At 73.0% G+C, this 19,380-nt stretch carries 16 protein-coding genes and 1 pseudogene; 11 read left to right on the forward strand and 6 right to left on the reverse strand.

Annotated elements, in window-relative coordinates; all coding sequences use genetic code 11:
* Positions 1-266 precede the first annotated feature (266 nt).
* From ACIG5E_RS09975 to ACIG5E_RS09985, 3 genes are all read left to right on the forward strand, one after another.
* Positions 267-1,010, forward strand: a complete 744-nt coding sequence (locus ACIG5E_RS09975; RefSeq protein ID WP_396532747.1) for an SOS response-associated peptidase — start codon at positions 267-269, stop codon at positions 1,008-1,010.
* Positions 1,011-1,473: 463 nt separating this feature from the next.
* Positions 1,474-3,444, forward strand: coding sequence for a LodA/GoxA family CTQ-dependent oxidase (locus tag ACIG5E_RS09980; RefSeq protein ID WP_396532749.1), 1,971 nt, complete (start codon positions 1,474-1,476; stop codon positions 3,442-3,444).
* Positions 3,441-4,667 (forward strand): NAD(P)/FAD-dependent oxidoreductase, encoded by a 1,227-nt coding sequence (locus ACIG5E_RS09985; RefSeq protein WP_396532750.1) that lies wholly within the window; start codon positions 3,441-3,443, stop codon positions 4,665-4,667. The genes ACIG5E_RS09980 and ACIG5E_RS09985 overlap by 4 nt, the downstream gene beginning before the upstream one ends.
* A gap of 54 nt (positions 4,668-4,721) precedes the next feature.
* Here ACIG5E_RS09985 and ACIG5E_RS09990 read toward each other — a convergent pair whose 3' ends face one another.
* Entirely contained in the window at positions 4,722-5,267 is a 546-nt protein-coding gene (locus tag ACIG5E_RS09990) for a hypothetical protein (RefSeq protein ID WP_396532751.1), read from the reverse strand.
* 135 nt (positions 5,268-5,402) lie between these two features.
* On the reverse strand, positions 5,403-6,647 hold the full coding sequence (locus tag ACIG5E_RS09995) for a styrene monooxygenase/indole monooxygenase family protein (protein WP_396532753.1): 1,245 nt from the start codon (positions 6,645-6,647) through the stop codon (positions 5,403-5,405).
* A 245-nt stretch (positions 6,648-6,892) separates the two neighbouring features.
* On the opposite strand from ACIG5E_RS09995, the gene ACIG5E_RS10000 reads away from it, so the two are divergent.
* On the forward strand, positions 6,893-7,246 hold the full coding sequence (locus tag ACIG5E_RS10000) for a zinc ribbon domain-containing protein YjdM (protein WP_396532754.1): 354 nt from the start codon (positions 6,893-6,895) through the stop codon (positions 7,244-7,246).
* A 12-nt stretch (positions 7,247-7,258) separates the two neighbouring features.
* On the opposite strand, the gene ACIG5E_RS10005 is transcribed toward ACIG5E_RS10000, so the two are convergent.
* On the reverse strand, positions 7,259-7,417 hold the full coding sequence (locus tag ACIG5E_RS10005) for a hypothetical protein (protein ID WP_396532755.1): 159 nt from the start codon (positions 7,415-7,417) through the stop codon (positions 7,259-7,261).
* A 136-nt stretch (positions 7,418-7,553) separates the two neighbouring features.
* Between ACIG5E_RS10005 and ACIG5E_RS10010 the strand changes: the two genes are divergently transcribed.
* Positions 7,554-9,281: a penicillin-binding transpeptidase domain-containing protein gene (locus ACIG5E_RS10010; protein WP_396532756.1), complete on the forward strand. Its 1,728-nt coding sequence runs from the start codon at positions 7,554-7,556 to the stop codon at positions 9,279-9,281.
* A gap of 85 nt (positions 9,282-9,366) precedes the next feature.
* Here the strand turns inward: ACIG5E_RS10010 and ACIG5E_RS10015 are convergent, their stop codons facing one another.
* Entirely contained in the window at positions 9,367-9,843 is a 477-nt protein-coding gene (locus tag ACIG5E_RS10015; protein ID WP_396533055.1) for a hypothetical protein, read from the reverse strand.
* A 154-nt stretch (positions 9,844-9,997) separates the two neighbouring features.
* Here ACIG5E_RS10015 and ACIG5E_RS10020 point away from each other — a divergent pair.
* From ACIG5E_RS10020 to rox, 4 genes and pseudogenes are all read left to right on the forward strand, one after another.
* Positions 9,998-10,159, forward strand: a pseudogene (locus ACIG5E_RS10020) (DUF2199 domain-containing protein); the annotation flags it as partial.
* Between the two features lie 81 nt (positions 10,160-10,240).
* Positions 10,241-10,765, forward strand: a complete 525-nt coding sequence (locus ACIG5E_RS10025; protein ID WP_396532758.1) for a GNAT family N-acetyltransferase — start codon at positions 10,241-10,243, stop codon at positions 10,763-10,765.
* A 24-nt stretch (positions 10,766-10,789) separates the two neighbouring features.
* Positions 10,790-10,987 (forward strand): hypothetical protein, encoded by a 198-nt coding sequence (locus ACIG5E_RS10030; RefSeq protein WP_396532760.1) that lies wholly within the window; start codon positions 10,790-10,792, stop codon positions 10,985-10,987.
* Between the two features lie 342 nt (positions 10,988-11,329).
* Positions 11,330-12,760: a rifampin monooxygenase gene (rox, locus tag ACIG5E_RS10035; RefSeq protein WP_396532762.1), complete on the forward strand. Its 1,431-nt coding sequence runs from the start codon at positions 11,330-11,332 to the stop codon at positions 12,758-12,760.
* Positions 12,761-12,896: 136 nt separating this feature from the next.
* Here the strand turns inward: rox and ACIG5E_RS10040 are convergent, their stop codons facing one another.
* Complete coding sequence (locus tag ACIG5E_RS10040; protein ID WP_396532764.1) at positions 12,897-13,676, reverse strand: VOC family protein; 780 nt, start codon at positions 13,674-13,676, stop codon at positions 12,897-12,899.
* A gap of 261 nt (positions 13,677-13,937) precedes the next feature.
* Here ACIG5E_RS10040 and ACIG5E_RS10045 point away from each other — a divergent pair, with 261 nt between their 5' ends.
* On the forward strand, positions 13,938-14,315 hold the full coding sequence (locus tag ACIG5E_RS10045) for a hypothetical protein (protein WP_396532766.1): 378 nt from the start codon (positions 13,938-13,940) through the stop codon (positions 14,313-14,315).
* Positions 14,308-18,888, forward strand: coding sequence for a hypothetical protein (locus tag ACIG5E_RS10050; protein WP_396532768.1), 4,581 nt, complete (start codon positions 14,308-14,310; stop codon positions 18,886-18,888). The genes ACIG5E_RS10045 and ACIG5E_RS10050 overlap by 8 nt, the downstream gene beginning before the upstream one ends.
* 66 nt (positions 18,889-18,954) lie before the next feature.
* Here ACIG5E_RS10050 and ACIG5E_RS10055 read toward each other — a convergent pair whose 3' ends face one another.
* On the reverse strand, positions 18,955-19,317 hold the full coding sequence (locus ACIG5E_RS10055) for a MerR family DNA-binding protein (protein ID WP_396532770.1): 363 nt from the start codon (positions 19,315-19,317) through the stop codon (positions 18,955-18,957).
* Between the last annotated feature and the right edge of the window lie 63 nt (positions 19,318-19,380).

Consider the following 19,380-nt stretch of genomic DNA (forward strand, 5'->3'; position numbering starts at 1 on the left):
AAGCGCTACGTCGCCCGCGAGGTCTTCTCGCTGCTGCCACGTGTCGGGCTCACACCGCTCCCGGCATGACTGCTTGACAGTCATAGGGGCATCCAGGCCATCCCCCGGTGCCCGGCCCCCTGCGCAACGGCCCGCGCCACCCGCGCCTTCATCGACGTCTTCCGCCGTACCTTCGGCCACACCCCGGGCCACCCCGGCCCCGCCCCGCACGGCCGCCCGGCGCGCTGAAGGCCCCGGCTGTCCGTGCCGGGTGGCAGGCTGGGGGCATGTGCGGCCGCTTCGTCTCCACCACCACGCCCCAGGACCTCGTCTCGCTGCTCGGAGAGCTCCGGTGGGACCCGGCCGAAACCCTCGCGCCGAGCTGGAACGTCGCCCCCACCGACCCGGTGCCGGCCGTCCTGGAACGCGTCGACCGGGACACCGGCGAAGTGCTGCGCCAGCTGCGCCCGCTGCGCTGGGGCCTCGTCCCGTCCTGGTCCAAGGACGCGTCCGGCGGTGCCCGGATGATCAACGCCCGCTCGGAGACCGTCGACACCAAGCCCGCCTTCCGCAAGGCCTTCACCGCCCGCCGCTGTGTCATCCCCGCCGACGGCTACTACGAGTGGCGCGAGGTGCCCGCCACCGACGACCGCAAGAAGTACAAGCAGCCGTACTTCCTCAGCACCGGCGGCGTGATGCTGATGGCCGGCCTGTACGAGTTCTGGCGCGACCCCGCCCGCCCCGAGGACGACCCGCTCGCCTGGCTCGCCACCGCCACCGTCATCACCACCGACGCCACCGACTCCGCCGGGCGCGTCCACGACCGGATGCCGCTCACCATCGCCCCCGACGACCTCCCCACCTGGCTCTCCCCCGGCCACACCGACCCGGCCGAACTCCACCACCTGCTGCGCCGCCCCGCCGACGGCGCCCTGCGGGTCCGCGCCGTCCCACCCACGGTCAACAGCGTGCGCAACAACGGCCCCGAGCTGCTCGGCACCGCCCCGGACCCGCTGGGGCTCGCCGACTGATCCACGTTGGTCTCCGCCGTCGGCGGAATCCGCTGACAGGGCGTTCCACCGGCACTACGGCAGGCGGGCAGAGCAGGTCACAGGGGGTGGGGCGCGAAGTGTTGATGTCCATGACGACGCAGATCCGCCCCGAGAGCGGCATGCCCGACCCGGAGCTCCTCGGCCCCGGCATAGGTGGCATTCGAACGATGCCTACCTTGAACGGCCGCCCCCAGCATGACGGGTGATGGCCCCGGTCACATGCTGGAGGCGCGGACATCCTCGCGCGGCATCCGTTCGTGCACCTGTCAGCCGATCCGCGGCCGACGCACCCCACGACGGAGAGGCTGCGGAGCCCGCGGTACGGACCCCGGCGGTTCCGCTCGAAGTGGCCGTCGGCCACCGCCCGGCCCTGGGGCATTCGTGTCCGTGTCCGAGGCTCCGTCGTCCCGCCGGAGCCCGCGAACTTCCAGGAGCCATCCGAATGACCGACATTGCCTATGTGAAGATCCACCCCGCGATCGGCATCGCGCGGGTGGGCAACGGCGACACGTTCTTCTACGGACCGGAGACACCGGACGAGCCGCCCCATCCACCGGGCTTCTCCAAGGAGGGCACCGGCAAGATCAAGCGGCAGGCGGCGCGCTTCCGCGTGTACGGCTACGACAAGGAGGGCAACGTCGTCCGGGAGATCCTGGACGGGCAGGGCGGTGCCGGCGTCGAGTGGACGGTCCACCTGGCCAACCGGAAGGCGGCCTGGTACAAGTTCTCGCTCGCGCTGGACATCCCCGAGGCCCAGCGTCTGTCCCAGGACCAGTACGAACGGCGCAACAACGCGCTCGCCAGGGATGTGCTGACCATCGACCCGGGCCCCCGGACGATCTCGGGGGCGAACCAGAGCGGCCGGAGCTTCGACACCGGGAAGATCAACAACATCCCCGTCTACCTGGGAGAGCTGCGGACCGACGACAGCGGGCGGCTCGTCGTCCTGGGTGGCAAGGGAAGTTCCGCCTCGTTCACCAGTCCGCCGTCCCCGCTCACCACGTTCGGCAACAACGAGGGCTGGTACGACGACATCTCCGACGGTCCGGTGACCGCCAAGGTCACGATCGGCGGCACGCCGGTGGAGGTGAAACCGGCCTGGGTGGTGGTCGCACCCCCGAACTACGCGCCGGACGTCAAGGGCATCGTGACGCTCCACGACCTGCTGTACGACCTCTTCGTCCAGAGCGGTGACCTGCCCGCCCCCACGACGGTCGTCTTCGACGAGCACATCAAGCCGCTGCTCCAGCGGTTCAACGGACACCAGTGGGTCAACCAGGGCTTCGCGGCCGAGTACGGATGGAACGGCCCCAACGACTTCACCTCGCCGGGACTGCTCGCCATCCTCGGCAGCAAGAAGGACCAGTACCGCGACCTGCGCCAGCGCGTGTACTACCAGATGCGCAGCTACGACCGGGACGGCCTGTCCCCGCTGCCCTGGCCCTGGCTCTACGGGGACGCCATGGCCGTGCCGGCGAAGTCGCCCCGCCAGTACGGGGTCCTGACGACGACCCAGGAGGCCATGCTCGCCCAGTGGGTGGACGGAAACTTCGACGACAAGACGAAGCACACCGTCTACCAGTCGCTGGACGCAGCGCCCGTCGAGCTGCGGCCCGCGCTGCTCGACCGGGCCGCCCTGGACTACTGCCTCGCCGACGCCTTCCACCCCGGCTGCGAGGTCACCTGGCCGATCCGCCACGACACGCTCTACGCCGAGCCGTTCCGGATCAGCCACCGCCCGGACAGCGATCCCGAACCCGACTACGGCCAGTACCTCCTGCCGGGACGCGCGCTGTCGGCCAACGGCCCCCTGCACGCCCAGATCCCGGGCGGCCTCACCCGCTGGATGGGCCTCCCCTGGCAGACCGACACCGCGAGCTGCCGCTCCGGCTACGAACTCCGGGCCAACATCGGCCCCCGCTATAGCCCTTACCTGCCGTCCTTCTGGCCGGCCCGGGTGCCCAACCACGTCCTGAAGAAGACCGACTTCGACATCGTCAACCAGGCCCCGAACGGCACCGTCACGGAGGACAAGCGCGAAGAGGCGTTCGTGAAGCGGGCGGTGTGGCTGCGGTTCCTGAGCCCGGACAAGCTGACCGGTCTGAAGCAGATGGTCGAGAACTGGTCCAAGTTCGGCGTCGTCGAGACCAACCCGTACACCGTGGACGACAAGTTCCCGAAGGCGATCCTGGTGGAGTCCACGCCCGACCCCTCGCTCGGCAAGGTCGACGACCGCCAGAACCTCGTCAACATCCATGTGCGTGAGGCCGGCCACCCCCAGCTCGACGAGGCCCGGCGCGCCACCGTCAACCAGCACGCGGCCGACGAGGTCGCCCGCACCAGCGTGTTCCGGCCCGAGGAGATCTCGGCCGGTTACCTCGCCAAGGTCGATCCCTTCCGGGACACCCGGTGACCACGGCGGCGGCGCCCACCGACGGCCGCACGTTCCGCCGGTACGACGCCGGCCTGGGCGACGGCCCGTACGCCGACCGGTGCCGGACCGACCAGTACGACGCCGTCGTCGCGGGCGGCGGCCCGGCGGGCGCCGCCGCCGCCCTCACGCTGGCCCGGGCGGGACGCACCGTCCTGCTCGCCGACGCGGGCAGCGGCCCGCCCAAAACCGGCGAGTCCCTCGTGCCCGCCGCCCGCTTGCTCCTCCACGACCTCGGCGTCGACATCCGGTCGCTCGACGCCGATCACCGTCCCTGCCGCGCCACCCTCTCCGCGTGGGGCTCACCGCACCTGCACCGGACGGACTTCATCACCGATCCGTACGGCCACGGCTGGCACCTCGACCGGCCCGCCTTCGACCGCCTGCTGCGCGCCGCCGTCCGCGCGCACCGGGCGGAGGTCGCCGAACGTGCCACGGTCACCCACCCGGCCCCCCACCACGGCGGCGGCTGGCAGGTGACCGTGTGCGCCGACGGCACGGCCCGCCCGGTGCGCTGCCGGTGGCTGGTCGACGCCACCGGCCGCCGCGCCGCGCTGGCGACCAGGTGCGGAGCCCGCCGCCACCGCTACGACCGCCTGGTCGCCGTCCACCTTCGCCTCACCGCCGGCCCCGCCGACACCGAGGGCGCCTCCCTCGTCGAGTCCGCCCCCGACGGCTGGTGGTACACCGCGCCCCACAACCCCGCCCACCGGCTCGTCACCTACTTCACCGACACCGACCTCGCCCCGCCGGGCCTCGGCCACACCCGGACCTACCTCGACCGGCTTGCCGCCACCCGTCACACCGCCCGGCTCGCCATCGGCCGCTCGCCCCTCGCCGGGACGGCCCCGCGCCGCAGCGCCGCGCACACCGCCCGGCTGGAGCCGCTCGCCGGCGAGGGCTGGATCGCGGCCGGGGACGCGGCGATCGCCTTCGACCCGCTCTCCTCACAGGGCATCCTCACCGCCCTCTACTCGGGTCTCTGCGCCGGCCAGGCGATCGACGCCAGACTCCGCGGCGAGGCCGACGCGCTCGACGGCTACGCGGAGCGGCTGGGCGAGACCTTCGACGCCTACCGGTACGGCCACCGCCAGATCCACATCGGCGAGGAGCGGTGGCGCAGCCGCCCGTTCTGGCAGCGCCGACGGTCCCCGGAGGGGCCGGGCCTACTCGCACACCGCGGCGCGAACGACCTACCTCGTTGATGCGATCGGGGCCGGGTGCTTGCGGCACCCGGCCCCGATCCGTTCAGGCCCGCGTCAGCGCTGGCGCACCGCGGTGAAGCCGCAGACCGGGGTGCAGAGCGTGACGATGCCGCTGTAGCGGTAGTTGGTCCGTCCCCGGGAGATGGTGTGCACCGTCAGCTTCTCCCGCAGGGTGGGCTGGTGGCACCGCGGGCAGACGGCGGTGACCGGCTTGCCCCAGGGGCGGTTGGGGTTGAGCTTGGTGACCGCCACGCCCATCAGGACGACGGACAGGCCGGTGGCGACGAAGCCGACCACCTGCCACACCCCCTTGCCGGACTCGCGGCGATCGATCATCTCCTGGTAGCCGAAGGTGCCTCCGCCGCCGCGGTTGGACCAGATCCGGCACTCGTCGCTCCGGGTCATGGTCTTCCCGTCGCAGGTCGGGGCGCTGGTCGGGTCGGTCTTGCCGACCACCAGCGCCAGGAACAAGCCGAGGCCCGCCAGGAGGACCAGCACCACGATCGCCGTCGTCCGGCTGCGGCCGGTGTGCAGGCGCGTGCGTTCCTTCACCGCCGTCTCGATCACAGCGTGCGCCATGTTGCTGCCGTCGACCGCCACCACATGTCTCCTGAAGTTCGCGTTCTGTGCGTAAATGTCCCCCGGCGGGCCGGGGTTGACACGAACCCACCATGATCAGGACGCCCCCGCGCGGAACTTGGCGAGACCTTGACCTCACCGTGACACGTCCGACGCTCAGCGCCTCGGTGGTGCCACCGAGGCCAGGTAGGCGGCCGCCTTCTCCGGGTCGAGGAGCCACTCCTCCACATCCGCCGGGTCGTTGAAGGAGTTGGCGAACCGGTCGGCCACGGCGGGGACTTGACCGGCCGCAGCGAACAGCTCCACCGCGTGCGGGGGCGCCGGGGCGAGCATCGCGTTCGTCCAGGCGGTGACGGCCCGCGCGGTCTCCGCCCAGAAGCGGTCGAAGGCGGACTGCTGGAAGTCCCGGTCGAAGGGCTTGTCCCCGTGCGCGAGGATCGCCTCCAGATACAGGGCGGCGCACTTGGCGGCGTTGTTGGCGCCCTGGCCGGTGATCGGGTCGTTGGTGACGACCACGTCGGCGACGCCCAGCACCGCCTGGCCGCCGGGCAGTTCACCGACCGGACGGCGGACCACCGGGGTGAAGCGGCCGGCCAGGGTGGCACCGGCGTCGGTGAGTTCGACGCCGGCGCGGGTGCGGTCGTACTCCCAAGGTGTGAAGGCCTTCATCAACTCCAGCATCACCCGCAGGTGTTCCGCCGGGTCGCGGATCCCGTCGAAGGCGTCCGCCGGACCGCCCGGCTGGGCCTCCCACAGCAGGATGTCGCAGGGCCCGGCGGCCGTCAGGGCCGGCAGGGTGAAGAACTCGCCGATGCCGGGCACCAGGTTGCAGCGCACCGCCGGGAAGTCGTGCTCGGGGCGCGGCGCAAGGCCGTACACATAGCTCACGGCCAGTGCGCGCTGCGGCCGCAGGTACGGGGACCGCTCCTCGTCGCGTTCGAACAGCGAGGCCGACTTGCCCTTGCCGGAGGCGACCAGCACCAGGTCGTACGAGCCGGCGAGGTGTTCGAGGTCGGCGGCGCTCACCTGCCGCAGCTCCACCCGGCCGCCGCGGGCGGAGAAGGCCTCCAGCCAGGTCGACATCTTCAGCCGCTGGTCGACGGACTGCGCGTGGGCGTCCAGCCGCCCGACCCAGTCGATCACCCGGACCGCCTCCGGCCCGCCGACCGACAACCCGACCCCCTCGATCCGGGGCGCCTGCTCGGCCCACAGGTCGAGGCCCAGGGCGCGCTCGGTGCGCAGCGCGGAGTCGAACATGCACTGGGTGGACAGCACCCGCCCGTCCCGTACCTCCTGCGCGTCACGGTCGGTCAGCAGCGTGACGTCGTAGCCGTGGGACTGCAGCCCGAGGGCCAGTTGGAGGCCGGCCTGCCCGGCGCCGACGATCAGAATCCTGCGCATCGCCCCTGCTTCCTTGGTGGTCCGTCCGACCCGGGGGCGCCCGCTCCGCCCGGTTGCCAGTCGACTGGATATCAGGCCGGAGCGTCCGCGTCCACGGCGCGGACGGGGTGGGCGCGCGCCGGGTGGGAGCCGGGGATCGGCCAGGTGAGCCGGAATGGCGATTTGAAAAATTCTTCAAGTTCATACAGGCTGGCCAGCCGCCGACACTCGTTGCCGACCGGACAGAACAGGACAGCCAGAGCCCCATGAGCGACAACCTCCCCCCGTGCCCGCAGTGCTCCAGCGAGTACACCTATGAGATGGACGCCCTCATGGTCTGCCCCGAGTGCGGCCACGAGTGGGCTCCCGCCGACGCCGACGCCCAGGCGGGCGCCGGCGAGCGCGTGATCAAGGACTCGGTCGGCAACGTGCTGAGCGACGGCGACACCGTGACCGTCGTCAAGGCCCTCAAGGTCAAGGGCAGCGCCTCGGGCATCAAGGCGGGCACCAAGGTTCGCAACATCCGCCTGGTCGACGGCGTGGACGGCCACGACATCGACTGCCGGATCGAGGGCTTCGGGGCGATGCAGCTCAAGTCCAGTGTGGTGAAGAAGGCCTGAGCCGACGTCAGGTCACCAGGGACGGCCCGTACGAGCAACGCGCTCATACGGGCCGTCGCCGTTTCCCGCCTGGTCGCCCGTCGCGCCGCCGCCCGCCCGGGTGACACCGTCGCCATCCTCGGCCTCGACGGCCTCGGCCACCTGGGCGTTCCACAGGTCAAACGCCGCCAAAGCCCCCACTGTCGACCGGCGGGCCGCCGCCGCATAGGCTGTCCGGGCCCGAACGGCCCGGCGGGCCCTGGACGACAGGCGCAACCGGGAGGGGGCGGGCGGCACACACCGGCATACGCAGGGGGGACGCAGCACCATGCACCGAGAGCACGACGAGCATTACCCGGACCAGGACCACGACGACTACCTCGTCCACGCCGACCACGAGGAGACCCCGCGCCGTCCGCGATCCCGCCGGGTCTGGCTGGTGGCGGTCGGCGGGGTGTTCACCGCGCTGGTGGTCGTCGGCGGGTACGGCGCCTACAACGTGGTGAGCGCCGTGTCCGGCGGTTCCTCCGGCAGCGGGGCCGGTGCGAACGCGACGGCGTCGAACGGCCCGCAGACGCCGCCCACCGCCGCAGAGGCCGACGCGGTGGCCAAGGACTTCCTGGCGGCCTGGGGCCGCGGGGACCTCACCGTCGCGGCGGGCCTGACCGACCGCCCGGAGGCCGCCCGGATGGCGCTGACCTCGTTCCACGACGGCGTGTCCGCCCGTGCGCTCACCCTGACCGGGACGGGCGCCGCGCCCTCCGGCACGCCGAGCGAACCGGCCGTCGGCTACCGGGTGCGGGCCGAGTTCGACGGCACCACGGAGGCCTGGGAGTACGACAGCACGCTGGGCGTCGTGCGCGCCGCGGACGGGCGCATCCTGGTGCGTTGGGCGCCGACGGTGATCCACCCCAAGCTCGGCGCGGGGAAGACGCTCGCCGTCAAGGCCCTGCCCAACCCGGTGTCCAAGCCCACCGACCGCAAGGGCCGGCCACTGGACTCGTTCCCGTCGCTGCGGTCCGTGCTGCCCCAGATCGCCCCGCCCGACGGCGCGAAGGTCGTCACCGGGCAGGCCGTGGTGCTCACCGGCGGCGGGTCGCAGGACGCGGAGCAGCTGTTCGTGCTGACCCCGCCGAGCGCGCCCCAGGTCAAGCTCACTCTGGACGCCGACCTCCAGCAGGTCGCCGAGGACGCGGTGAAGCAGCAGTCGGCGGACGGCAAGCCCGCCTCGCTGGTGGCGGTCCAGCCGAGCACCGGGAACATCCTGGCGATGGCCTACGCCCCGCAGGCCGACTTCAACCGGGCGGTCGGCGGCGGGCAGGCGCCCGGTTCGACGATGAAGGTGATCACCTCGGCCGCGCTGCTGGAGGCCGGGGTGACCCCGGACACCGCGGCGCCCTGCAAGGAGACCACCAACTCCCCTCGGACCTGGCACAACGACGAGCCCGGCAACCACCTCGACTACACCCTCGGCGACGACTTCATCCACTCCTGCAACACCGGGTTCATCGACAAGGGCCTGGAGAAACTCCAGCCCGGCACCCTGGCGTCGGTCGCCCGTGACCAGTTCGGCCTCGGTCTGCAGTGGCGGATCGGCATCCCCAGCCGGGACGCCACCATCCCGGTACCGGGGAACAAGGACGAGGCGGCCGCCGAGTACATCGGCCAGGGCCAGATCCAGGTGAACTCGCTGCTGATGGCCTCGGTCGCCGCCACCGTGCAGAGCGGAACGTTCCGTCAGCCCGTGCTGCGCGAGGACGCCAAGCGCGTGACGGCACCCGGCAGGCTGCCCGCCGACGTCGCCCAGGGCCTGCGCTCGATGATGGCCCGGACCGCCACCCAGGGCACCGCCCGGGCCCCGATGTCCGGGCTGAGCGGCCAGATCGGCGCCAAGACCGGCACCGTCGAGGCCGGTTCGAGCCAGGCCACCAACAGCTGGTTCATCGCCTACCGCAACGACCTCGCGGTCGCCGCCGAGGTCGAGGGCGGCGGCCACGGCAACAGCGCCGCGGGCGTGGCCGCGGCCCAGGTCCTGAAGGCGGGCGGCAAGGGCTGACCTGGCCCGCGCTCGGGCGGTCAGACACTCCGGCGGTCAGACACTCCGGCGGTCAGACACTCTGGCGGTCAGAGCGGTTCGGCGGTCAGAGCGGTTCGACCTGCTCCGGGGTCACGCAGTGGGTGTACTCGCCCACCTCGACGGTGTACCCCATCGGCGGCTCCAGCGCGCGCTCCCACCACAGCCCGGTGACCCGCCCGACGGCCCCGGCCGGCCCGCCCTCCGGGGCCGGGCCGGCCAGGATCCGCACCCGGGTGCCCTCCGGCAGATCGCTGCGGTAGCGCGGTGGCAGGTCCGTCCGGCAGCCGCCCAGCGCGGCCAGGAACTCCGGCCGCAGCCGCCACGGGCTCCCGTCCTCGGTCACCACCCCGTACACCGGGCCGTCGTCCTCCACCTCGCAGCCGACCACCACGCCCCGGGTGCCGACCAGTCCGTCCCCCAGCCACCTCAGGTCCGGCGCCGGCGGCTCGGGCGTGACCAGCTCCACCAACGCGCCGTACCCCAACCGGGCCTGCTCCGGCCAGGGCGTCTCATCCACCAGCCACCGATGCCCGCCCGTCACGCCCGTACTCCCATCGCTGCGATTTCCGCGCCACGCTAGCAGCACCGGCGCCCCCGCAGTCGGCGGGATCCGCTTCGTTCGTCATCAATCCACTCCGAGGACACATGGTCAGTGGCGGCCCGTAAGCCGTCGCCCGCGGCTGATCTACTCGCCGAGCACGGTCAACCTGAAGACCATGGCCCACACCCGGCCGGTCGGCGAGCGCCCCCGCATCGAGCTGGAGCCGACCGACCACCCGCTCGCCGTGGAACAGTGCGAGGGGATCACGCCCGGCCGGGTACGCGAGATCGTCTCCGCGGTGCTGCACCCGAGCTGATCGTCCGCCGGCCGACCCCACGCCCGCGGAGCTTCGGCCCGGGCCATGACGGCGGCGTGGGCGGTCGGGCATCATGGCGCGATGCCCGAACTGATCGACCCGACCGTCCGGCTGCGGTGTTCCTTCCTGGCGGCGGTGGCCGAGTTCCACGCCGAGCCCGGTGCGCCCGTCCCGTGGTTCGTCTCCGACGTCGAACCCGCCGCCCTGACGGCCCCCGCCGCGTTCGCCGGCTACGTCGCGCGCGTCCTGGCCGAGCGCACCGAGGCGGGGATGCGCCGGGATGTGGGGGTGCCGATGACGACGCTGTGGTGGGCCGAGGGCGATCAGCTGCTGGGGCGGCTGGCGATCCGTCATCGGCTGACCCCGAAGCTGGAGCGGATCGGCGGGCACATCGGTTACGACGTGCGGCCGGGTGCCCGGCGGCGGGGCCATGCGACCGCGATGCTGGCCGCCGCCCTGCCGGTGGCCGCCGCGCTGGGCGTCGGCGGGGCGCTGCTGACCTGCGACGAGACGAATACCGCCTCGCGGCGCGTGATCGAGGCCAACGGCGGCCGTCTCGTTGCCACGGAGGGCCGCAAGCTCCGCTATCTGGTACCGACCGCCTGACGTCTGACGCCCGCTCAGTCGATCGTGATCCGGAAGACCGGGAAGCCCGGGGCGATCCGCAGCAGTTCCCCGCACACCCTCGCCCGCGCCGTCTCCGCGTTGGTCCAGCTCATCGGGCTGATCGGCTTCGAACTCCACGGCCACCTGGTCGGCTCACTCGACCCGGCCACGGACTTCTTCGCCTGGACCAGCGAGGAGACGGCCGACGCCATCGGCCTCTGAACCGACTGACCGCGCAGGCCCCCGCCTCAGACGTCCTTGATCCCGCCGGGTTCGCGCCGCTGCCATTCAAGATCGTCGATGTTCATCGGGGCAGCGTACGGGCCCTCGCCGACAACGTCGCCGACACCATCGCCCACGCCGCCGCCGACAACAAAGGCGAGGAGATCAGGGACTCCTCGCCACTACCAAGGTATCGCCCCCAGGGGGCCTTGCGGCAAGGCCCCCGTCAGGGCGCACAATCGTCGCCCGAGGCCGGAACCTGGCGAAATACACGGTTCGCACCGTACGTACGCCGGTGTCCCGAGTTGCCGGCCTCGTTCGAACTCACTGGGGGATGTTCCGATGATCGATGTGATCGTGGTCGGCGGCGGGCCGACCGGCCTCATGCTGGCGATCGAACTGCGGCTCCAGGGCGTGCGGGTGGTCGTGCTGGAGCGGCTGACCGAGCCGACCGAGGAGTCCCGCGGGCAGGGGCTGCACGTGCGCAGCGTGGAGATGATGGACCAGCGCGGGCTGCTGGACCGGTTCCTCGCGGTGGGCGGGAAGTTCCAGGTCGGCGGCTTCTTCGGCCACATCCACAAGCCCTGGCCGGAGACCATGGACACCGCCCACCCGTACGGCCTCACCGTCGAGCAGCCGGTCACCGAGCGGCTGCTCCACGAGTACGCGCTCGAACTCGGCGCCGAGATCCGGCGCGGCCGGGAGGTGACCGGGCTCAGCCAGGACGAGGACGCGGTGACGGTCGAGCTGGCGGACGGAACCCGGCTGCGCTCGCGCTACCTGGTCGGCTGCGACGGCGGCCGCAGCACGGTGCGCCGGCAGCTCGGCATCGCCTTCCCCGGCGAGCCCTCCCGGGTCGACACCCTGCTCGGCGAGCTGTCGCTGGCCGAGGACCCGGCGACGATCGAGGCCGTGGTCACCGAGGTCCGCCGCACCGAGCTGCGCTTCGGCGCCGTCCCCCGGGGCGAGGGGGCGTACCGCATGGTCGTGCCCGCCGCGGACGTGGCGGAGGACCGCGCCGAGGCGCCCACCCTGGAGGAGTTCCGGCAGCAGCTGCGCGCCACCGCCGGCACCGACTTCGGCGCGCACTCGCCCCGCTGGCTCTCCCGCTTCGGCGACGCCACCCGGCAGGCCGAGCAGTACCGGGTCGGCCGGGCGTTCCTGGCGGGCGACGCCGCGCACATCCACCCGCCCACCGGCGGCCAGGGCCTCAACCTCGGCATCCAGGACGCCTACAACCTCGGCTGGAAGCTCGCGGCCGCCGTGCACGGCCACGCCCCCGCCGGCCTGCTGGACAGCTACCAGGCCGAACGCCACCCGGTGGGCGCCCGGGTCCTGGCCAACACCCGGGCCCAGATGACCCTGCTGGGCGCCGAGCCCGGCGCGGTCGCGCTGCGGGAGCTGCTCTCCACCCTGATGGACTTCGAGGAGGTGAACCGGTACATCACCGAGATGGTCTTCGGCGTCGGGGTCCGCTACGACCTCGGCGGGGGCCACGAGCTGCTAGGCCGCCGCCTGCGGGACGTTCGACTGAAGCAGGGGCGCCTGTACGAGCGGATGCACGGCGGCCGGGCGCTGCTGCTCGACGCGACGGGCGGCGCCCTCTCGGTGGCGGGCTGGGCGGACCGCGTCGACCAGGTCGTGGACCCCGTGGAGGAGCTGGACGTCCCCGCCGTGCTGCTGCGCCCCGACGGGTACGTGGCCTGGGTCGGCGACGATCAGCAGACGCTGAACGACGCGATGGCCCGGTGGTTCGGCGCCGCGACCGCCTGAACGGACTGAGCCGGCTGAACAGACTGGCCGACTGAAAGCCGGCTGAACGGGCTGAGCCGGCTCAACGCGGACGGACGAAACGAGCCCGCCCAGAGGGTCCGGGCGGGCTCGTCGTTCGGTCGACGCGGCAGCGCTGCTACCTCGGGCCGAGCTTGATCATCGCGAACGGGGCGCCCTGCGGGTCCGCGACCACCGCCATCCGGCCGGCCACCATGTCGAAGGGCGGGGCGAGGAGGGTGCCGTTGCGCTTGACCACGGCGTCGGCGGCGGAGTCGACGTCGTCGACCGCGAAGTAGCACAGCCAGTGCGCGGGGGTGCCGGGCGGGTCGTCGGCGAGCAGCGAGGCGCCGCCGACCGGGCGTCCGCCGACCTTCAGCTCCCAGTACTGGTCGTTGCCCTCCACCGGCACGACCTCGATGCCGAACGCCTCGCCGTAGAAGGCGGTGGCGCCCATGATGTCGTCGGTGTGGAGTTCGTTCCAGGTCAGCGCGCCGGGCTCGTTGACCACCCCGGCACCGGAGAAGTCCACCTCCTGCCAGACGCCGAACACCGCGCCCTGCGGGTCGGCGGCGACCAGCATCCGGCCGAGGGTCCCGACGTCCATCACCGGCACCAGCAGGGTGCCGCCGGCCGCGACGATCGCGTCCTGGGTGGCCTGGGCGTCGGTGGTGGCCAGGTAGCTGGTCCACACGGTGGGCGGCTCCGGCATGCCCTCGGGGGCCATCGCCGGGCCGATGCCGGCCGCCGCCCTGCCGTCGAGCCGGCAGACGGCGTACCCGCCGAACTCGGCCGGGCCGACCTGCCCCTGCCAGCCGAACAGGTCGCGGTAGAAGTCCAGCGCGGCCTGCTGGTCCTGCGCCATCAGATCGATCCAGCACGGGGTGCCGGTCACGTACGGGGTGGTGACTTCGGGCATGCTCGCTCTTTCCTCGTGTGGTCCCCCGCCAGTCACCCTCCCGTCCCACCCGGGGATCCGCCAGGCGACACGCCGCCGCCGCAAGGGGCGCCGGACGGCCGCACCCTCTCACCCGTTCGGCGCAGCCTGAGTCGCCGGGCGGCCCGCGCGGCCCGCCGACCACGGCGTTTGACCGCGACCGCTCATTATTGTGACGCTAGGTCAACACAGCGTGCACCGTTGGCCCCTGGGGGGACCGTGGACAAACCACTCCGAATCCGTGTGACCGACGCCGACCGCGGCGCCGCCGCCTCCCTGCTGGCCTGGCTGCGGGCCGAGGACGAGTTGCGCGGGCGCGTAGAACTGGAGGCCGCGCCGCCGCGGCCCGGCGAGCTGGGCACCCTCGCCGACGTGCTGACCGTCGCGGTCGGCACGGGCGGCGCCGTGTCCGGCCTGACCAGCGCCCTGATCGCCTGGATCCGGCGGCGGGCCGGCGAGACGGTGGTCCAGGTGACCCGCACGGACGGCAGCTCGATCGAACTGCGGGCGACGGCGGTGCACGGCCTCGGCCCGGACGGCGTCGCCGCCCTGGTCCGCGAGGTGGGCCGGTCGCTCGCCGACCGCCCCGGGCCGACCGCGCTCCCCGACGGCGATGAGTGACACCGGACTGCCGTTGGGACTTCCCGGCGCCCGGGCCCTGATCATCGGGACCGGCAGCCACGTCCCCGGTTCGGTCCTGCCCGACGTCCCGGCCGCCGCCGGGACCGTCCGCGCGATCGAGCGGGAGCTCGTCGACCGCTGCGGCCTCGCCCCGGAGCACGTGCGCACCGTGATCGACCCGGAGAACCCGGTCGTGCTCGGCGAGGAACTGACCAGCGCGGCCGAGACGGCGGACTCCGTCCTGCTCGTCTACTACGTCGGCCACGGCCTGGTCGGCGACGACAACGAGCTGTACCTCGCGACCCGCGTCACCGACCACCTCACCCGCGGCCTGGCCTACAAGGGCCTGCGCTACGCGACGCTGCGCGAGACCCTGGCCACCTCTCGTGCCCGCTCGGTCGTCCTGGTCCTGGACTGCTGCTTCTCCGGCCGGGCGGCACCCGTCGGCGGCGCGGGCAGCCCCTTCGAGACCGCCTACCCCGGCGGCGGCTTCGTCCTGGCCTCCGCCGCGCCGGAGGAACTCGCGCTGGCGCCGCCCGGCGCGCCGTACACCGCCTTCAGTGGCGAGCTGCTGCGCCTGCTGCGCGATGGCGACCCGACGGGACCGCCGCAGCTGACGCTGGACGGCCTCCACCGGGCCCTGTCGCGGGCGCTGGGCGACCGGGGCTTCCCCCGGCCGCGCCGCCAGTCCGAGGGGCGGGCCGGTGAGCTGGTCCTGGCCGCCAACCCGGCCTACCAGCCGGTACTGATACCCGTGCCGGGGCCCGAACCGGCGACCTGCCCGTACCGGGGCCTGGCACCGTACGGCGTGGAGGACGCCCAGTTCTTCTTCGGCCGCGAGGCGCTGACGGCGAGGCTGGTCGACCGCGTCACCGAACAGCTCGCGAAGGACGGGCCGCTCGTGGTCATCGGCCCGTCCGGCGCCGGCAAGTCCTCGCTGCTGCGCGCCGGGCTGCTGCCCGCGCTCGACCACGGGCTGCCGGCGGAGCTGCGGCCGGGGCGCTGGCCGCGGGTGGTGTTCACCCCGGGCGATCGACCGGTGGTGCAACTCGCCCGCGTGCTCGCGGAGTTGACGCAGGATGACCCCGAGTCCATCCGGGCCGCCCTGCTGACGGATCCAGGGTCGATCGTCGACCGGCTGCCCGAAGGCGATTCACGGCTGGTGCTGGTGGTGGACCAGTTCGAGGAGCTGGTCACCGCGTGCGCGGACGAGCGGGAACGGGAGGCGTTCGTCGCGGCGCTGTCGGCCGCGTCCACCCGCAGTGCCGAGTCGGCCGCACCTCGCGCGGTGGTCCTGCTGGGGCTGCGCGCCGACTTCTACGGGCACTGCATGGCGTACCCGGCGCTGGCGGAGGCCCTGCCGGACGGCCAGGTGCTGATCGGCCCGATGAACACCGAGGAGCTGCGGGACGCCGTCGAGAAACCGGCCCGGCTCGCCGGACTCAGCCTGGAGCCCGGACTGCTGGACCTGTTGCTGCGTGACCTACGCACCGGCGGCGGCCACCGCGGCCCCGGGGCCGCCCTGCCGTTGCTGTCCCACGCGCTGCTGGCCACCTGGCAGAGGCGGGCAGGGCGGACGCTGACCATGGCGGGCTACCAGGCCTCGGGCGGCATCTGGGGCGCGGTCGCGCAGACGGCCGAGGCCACCTACGACGGGCTGGACGCCGACGGGCGGCGCGCCGCCCGGCAGATCCTGCTGCGCCTGGTGCACGTGGTGGACGGCGCCGAGGACACCCGCCGCCGGGCCCCGCTCGGCGAACTGGACCTCGAAGGGGACCCGGCCGCCCCCACGGCGCGCGCCGCGCTCACCGAGGCCCGGCTGGTGGTCGTGGACGACGACCACGCCGAACTGGCCCACGAGGCGGTGCTGCGCGCCTGGCAGCGGCTGCGGGACTGGATCGAGAACGACCGGGCCGGCTTGCTGGTCCGCCAGCGGCTGCACGACGCCGCGGACGCCTGGGAGCGGGACGAGCGCGACGAGGGGGCGCTGTACCGGGGCGTCCGGCTGGCCGCCGCGCTGCAGTGGATCGAGGAGTCCGCGCAGCGGCACGGAACCACCTCGGCGGCCCGGGAGTTCGTGGCCGCCGGCCAGGCCCGGCAGGCCGCCGAACAGCGCGCCGAACGCCGGCGCACCACCCGGCTGCGGGCCCTGGCCGGCACCCTGGCCGTGCTGCTGCTGGTGGCGGTCGCCGGGGTCGGCGCGGCGGTGTGGCAGAACCGGGTCGCGGACGAGCAGCGGGACTTCCTCGCCTCCAAGGTCGGCGCGCAGGCCGCCGAGAAGATCCGGTCGATCGATCCGACCCTGGCCCTTCAACTCGCCCTGTCCGCGCGGAAGATCGCGGATACCCCGGAGGCGCGCAGCGCCCTGCTCGACTCGGCGCCGGCGCCGTACTACACGCCGGTGGAGGGGCACACCGACACCGTCAAGAAGCTCGCCTACAGTACCGACCGACACCTGCTCGCCAGCGCGAGCAACGATCACACCGTCCGGCTCTGGGACCTCTCGGATCCCCGCCGGGCGAAGTCCCTGTCCGTGATCCGGACCGGAAGCAAGTACGCGGGCCTGGCGCTCACCCAGGGCGGCCGGCTGCTCGCGGCCCAGGACACCGACACCACGGTACGGCTGTGGAATGTGACGGACCCCGCCCGCCCGGAGGCCGTCGCCGTCCTGCCCGACGCCTCCGGTTCCCTGACCCTCAGCCCGGACGGGCGCAGGCTGGCCGCCCTCGGCCAGACCGGGTCCTCGCTGTGGGACCTCAGCGATCCCCGGCACCCGGTCCGGGCCAGCACCCTGCCCACCGCCATGAATACTGAGCAGGCCGGGTCGTTCAGCTCGGACGGACGCCTGCTCGCCCTCGTACACTCCGAGTCCGAGGACTCCACCTCGACCCAACTCTGGAACGTCACCGACCCGTTCAAGCCGGCGCTCACCGCCACGCTCGCCGACAGCCACGCGCTCGGCGTGGCCTTCAGCCCCCGGGCGCCCCTGCTGGCGCTCGGCGCCAACGGCCGGGGCGTGAGGCTGTGGGACACCGGCGATCCGGCCAAGCCCGCACCCGTCACCGACGTCTACGGCCAGTCGAATCCGGTGGCGATCGACTCGACGCAGACCGTGGCGGCCCTCGCCTTCTCGCCGGACGGCCGGACGCTGGCGGTCGGCGCGTCCATCGACACCGGCGTCCAGACCAGTCACGTCGAGGCCGTGGACATCGGCGATCCGCACGCTCCGGTCCGCGCCGCCGACTACCCCACCCCCGGGGCGATCTTCTCGCTCGTGGTCGGCGACGGCGCGTCGTCCCTGCTCAGTGCGAGCGTGGAGAATCGGATCCGGAGCTGGCACCCGGCCCCTACGGCCGTCCTGTCCGACACAGGCGCCTACGGGGACTTCACGCCGGACAGCCGCACCCTCGCCTGGGCCGTCGACCTGCCGCGCGACCGTGGCACCGACGGCGCCCGCAAGTACCGGCTGTGGCGGACCACCGGTCCCTACGACGCGCGCCAGGCCGGAACGTTGACGGCGTTCCAGTCGGGGGTCGCCCGCCCCGTCAACGACCGCACGCTGATCGCGTTCAGCGATGTCGGTCCCCCGCAGCTCTGGGACGTCACCGACCCGGACCACCCCACGAAGGGCGGCACGCTCAACGAGCTCGCCGAGTACGTCGAGCATGCCGAAGCAATCACCACGTTCACCAGCGACCTGGACATCGAGGGCGGGCTCGTAGTGACCAACGGTCGGGACGGCCGGATCCACGTGTGGGACGCCGGAGACGCACGGGCCCCGAAGGAGCTCTCCACCATCCAGTCCCCTCAACCGCCCGGGCGGCTCCGCCTCGTCAACCGGAAACTGGTCTCCGTCGACCGGTTGGAAGCTCGCCGGATGAGCGTCTGGGACCTCACCGATCCCCGGCATCCGGCCGCCGCCGCACCGATCGACCTCGGTGACAAGGCCGTGTCGGAGGACCACACAGCGAACCTGCTCGCGATCGCCATGGCCAGGATCCCGCGCGCCAACCCGAAGACCATCCAGCTGTGGGACCTCAGCGACCCCCGACGCCCCGACCACGGCGAGCTCGCCAGGGGCGTCGTGAACGACTTCGTACTCAGCCACGACGGCCGCACCCTCGCGGTGTCAACCGACAAAACCATCGACCTGTGGGACATCACCGACATCCACCACCCGGCGCCCGCCGGTTCGCTCGCCGTGGAGCGACAGGGCTACCTCCAGTTCAGCCCCGACGACCGTCTGCTCGTCAGCCGGGCCATGGCCCAGCAGACCACCGATCCCGACGCCGGACAGATCCACCTGTGGCGGGTGGCGGATCCCCACGAGCCGTCCGAGGTCGGCATGCTCACCGCCGCGCACGTCGTCTTCAGCGCCGGCTTCAGCCCCGACGGGCGCAGCCTCCTGGTCAGCGAGTTCGGAGCCGACGGCGCGCCCAGCAGGGTCGTCCTCATCGACCCCGACATCGACCGGCTCACCCGGCACCTCTGCGACACGGTGGGCACCGCCATCACCCGCGAGCAGTGGCACCGGTACTTCCCCGGCACGCCGTACCAACCGCCTTGTGACTGACATCTCGTCAAATGTGTTTGCTCACAATACGCTTGAGGTCAAGCAGATCGCCGCCGACGGATGCCGTCACCGGGACGACAGGATCCGGCAGATGTCGGCCTCGGTGCAGGTGGCCGGGTCGGTGGCGGCCGCCGTCTCGGCGAGGCGCAGCAGTTCGGTCCTCGCCCGGGTGAGCTCCGCGATGCGCTGCTCGACCGTACGCAGGTGTTCGGCCACGAGCGCCGCCACGTGCGCGCAGGGCGCCTGGCCGTCGTCGCGGATCCGCGGGACCTCGCGGATCTCGCCGAGGGTCAGCCCGGCGGCCTGGGCGTCGCGGATGAAGGCCAGCCGGTCGGCGGTCTGCGGCGGGTAGTCGCGGTAGCCGGCGGAGGTGCGGGGCGGGGCGGTCAGCCCGCCGGCCTGTCGTGCCGGCTGTTCCGGGACGCCCACGGCGCGCTCTGCGGGCCCCCACCGTCGACCAGCTGCGGCGGGCCCTGCGCCGTTCGCGGTAGC

Origin of the sequence: Kitasatospora sp. NPDC053057 (assembly GCF_044546945.1) — a bacterium.
Lineage (GTDB): Bacteria > Actinomycetota > Actinomycetes > Streptomycetales > Streptomycetaceae > Kitasatospora.

What these genes read in the sequence shown, in the direction of transcription:
- ACIG5E_RS10010 (WP_396532756.1), top strand. Translation starts at nt 7,554, where the DNA reads ATGCACCGAGAGCACGACGAGCATTACCCGGACCAGGACCACGACGAC.
- rox (WP_396532762.1), top strand. Translation starts at nt 11,330, where the DNA reads ATGATCGATGTGATCGTGGTCGGCGGCGGGCCGACCGGCCTCATGCTG.
- ACIG5E_RS09975 (WP_396532747.1), top strand. Translation starts at nt 267, where the DNA reads ATGTGCGGCCGCTTCGTCTCCACCACCACGCCCCAGGACCTCGTCTCG.
- ACIG5E_RS10040 (WP_396532764.1), bottom strand. Translation starts at nt 13,676, where the DNA reads ATGCCCGAAGTCACCACCCCGTACGTGACCGGCACCCCGTGCTGGATC.
- ACIG5E_RS10025 (WP_396532758.1), top strand. Translation starts at nt 10,241, where the DNA reads ATGCCCGAACTGATCGACCCGACCGTCCGGCTGCGGTGTTCCTTCCTG.
- ACIG5E_RS09980 (WP_396532749.1), top strand. Translation starts at nt 1,474, where the DNA reads ATGACCGACATTGCCTATGTGAAGATCCACCCCGCGATCGGCATCGCG.
- ACIG5E_RS10050 (WP_396532768.1), top strand. Translation starts at nt 14,308, where the DNA reads ATGAGTGACACCGGACTGCCGTTGGGACTTCCCGGCGCCCGGGCCCTG.
- ACIG5E_RS10000 (WP_396532754.1), top strand. Translation starts at nt 6,893, where the DNA reads ATGAGCGACAACCTCCCCCCGTGCCCGCAGTGCTCCAGCGAGTACACC.
- ACIG5E_RS09995 (WP_396532753.1), bottom strand. Translation starts at nt 6,647, where the DNA reads ATGCGCAGGATTCTGATCGTCGGCGCCGGGCAGGCCGGCCTCCAACTG.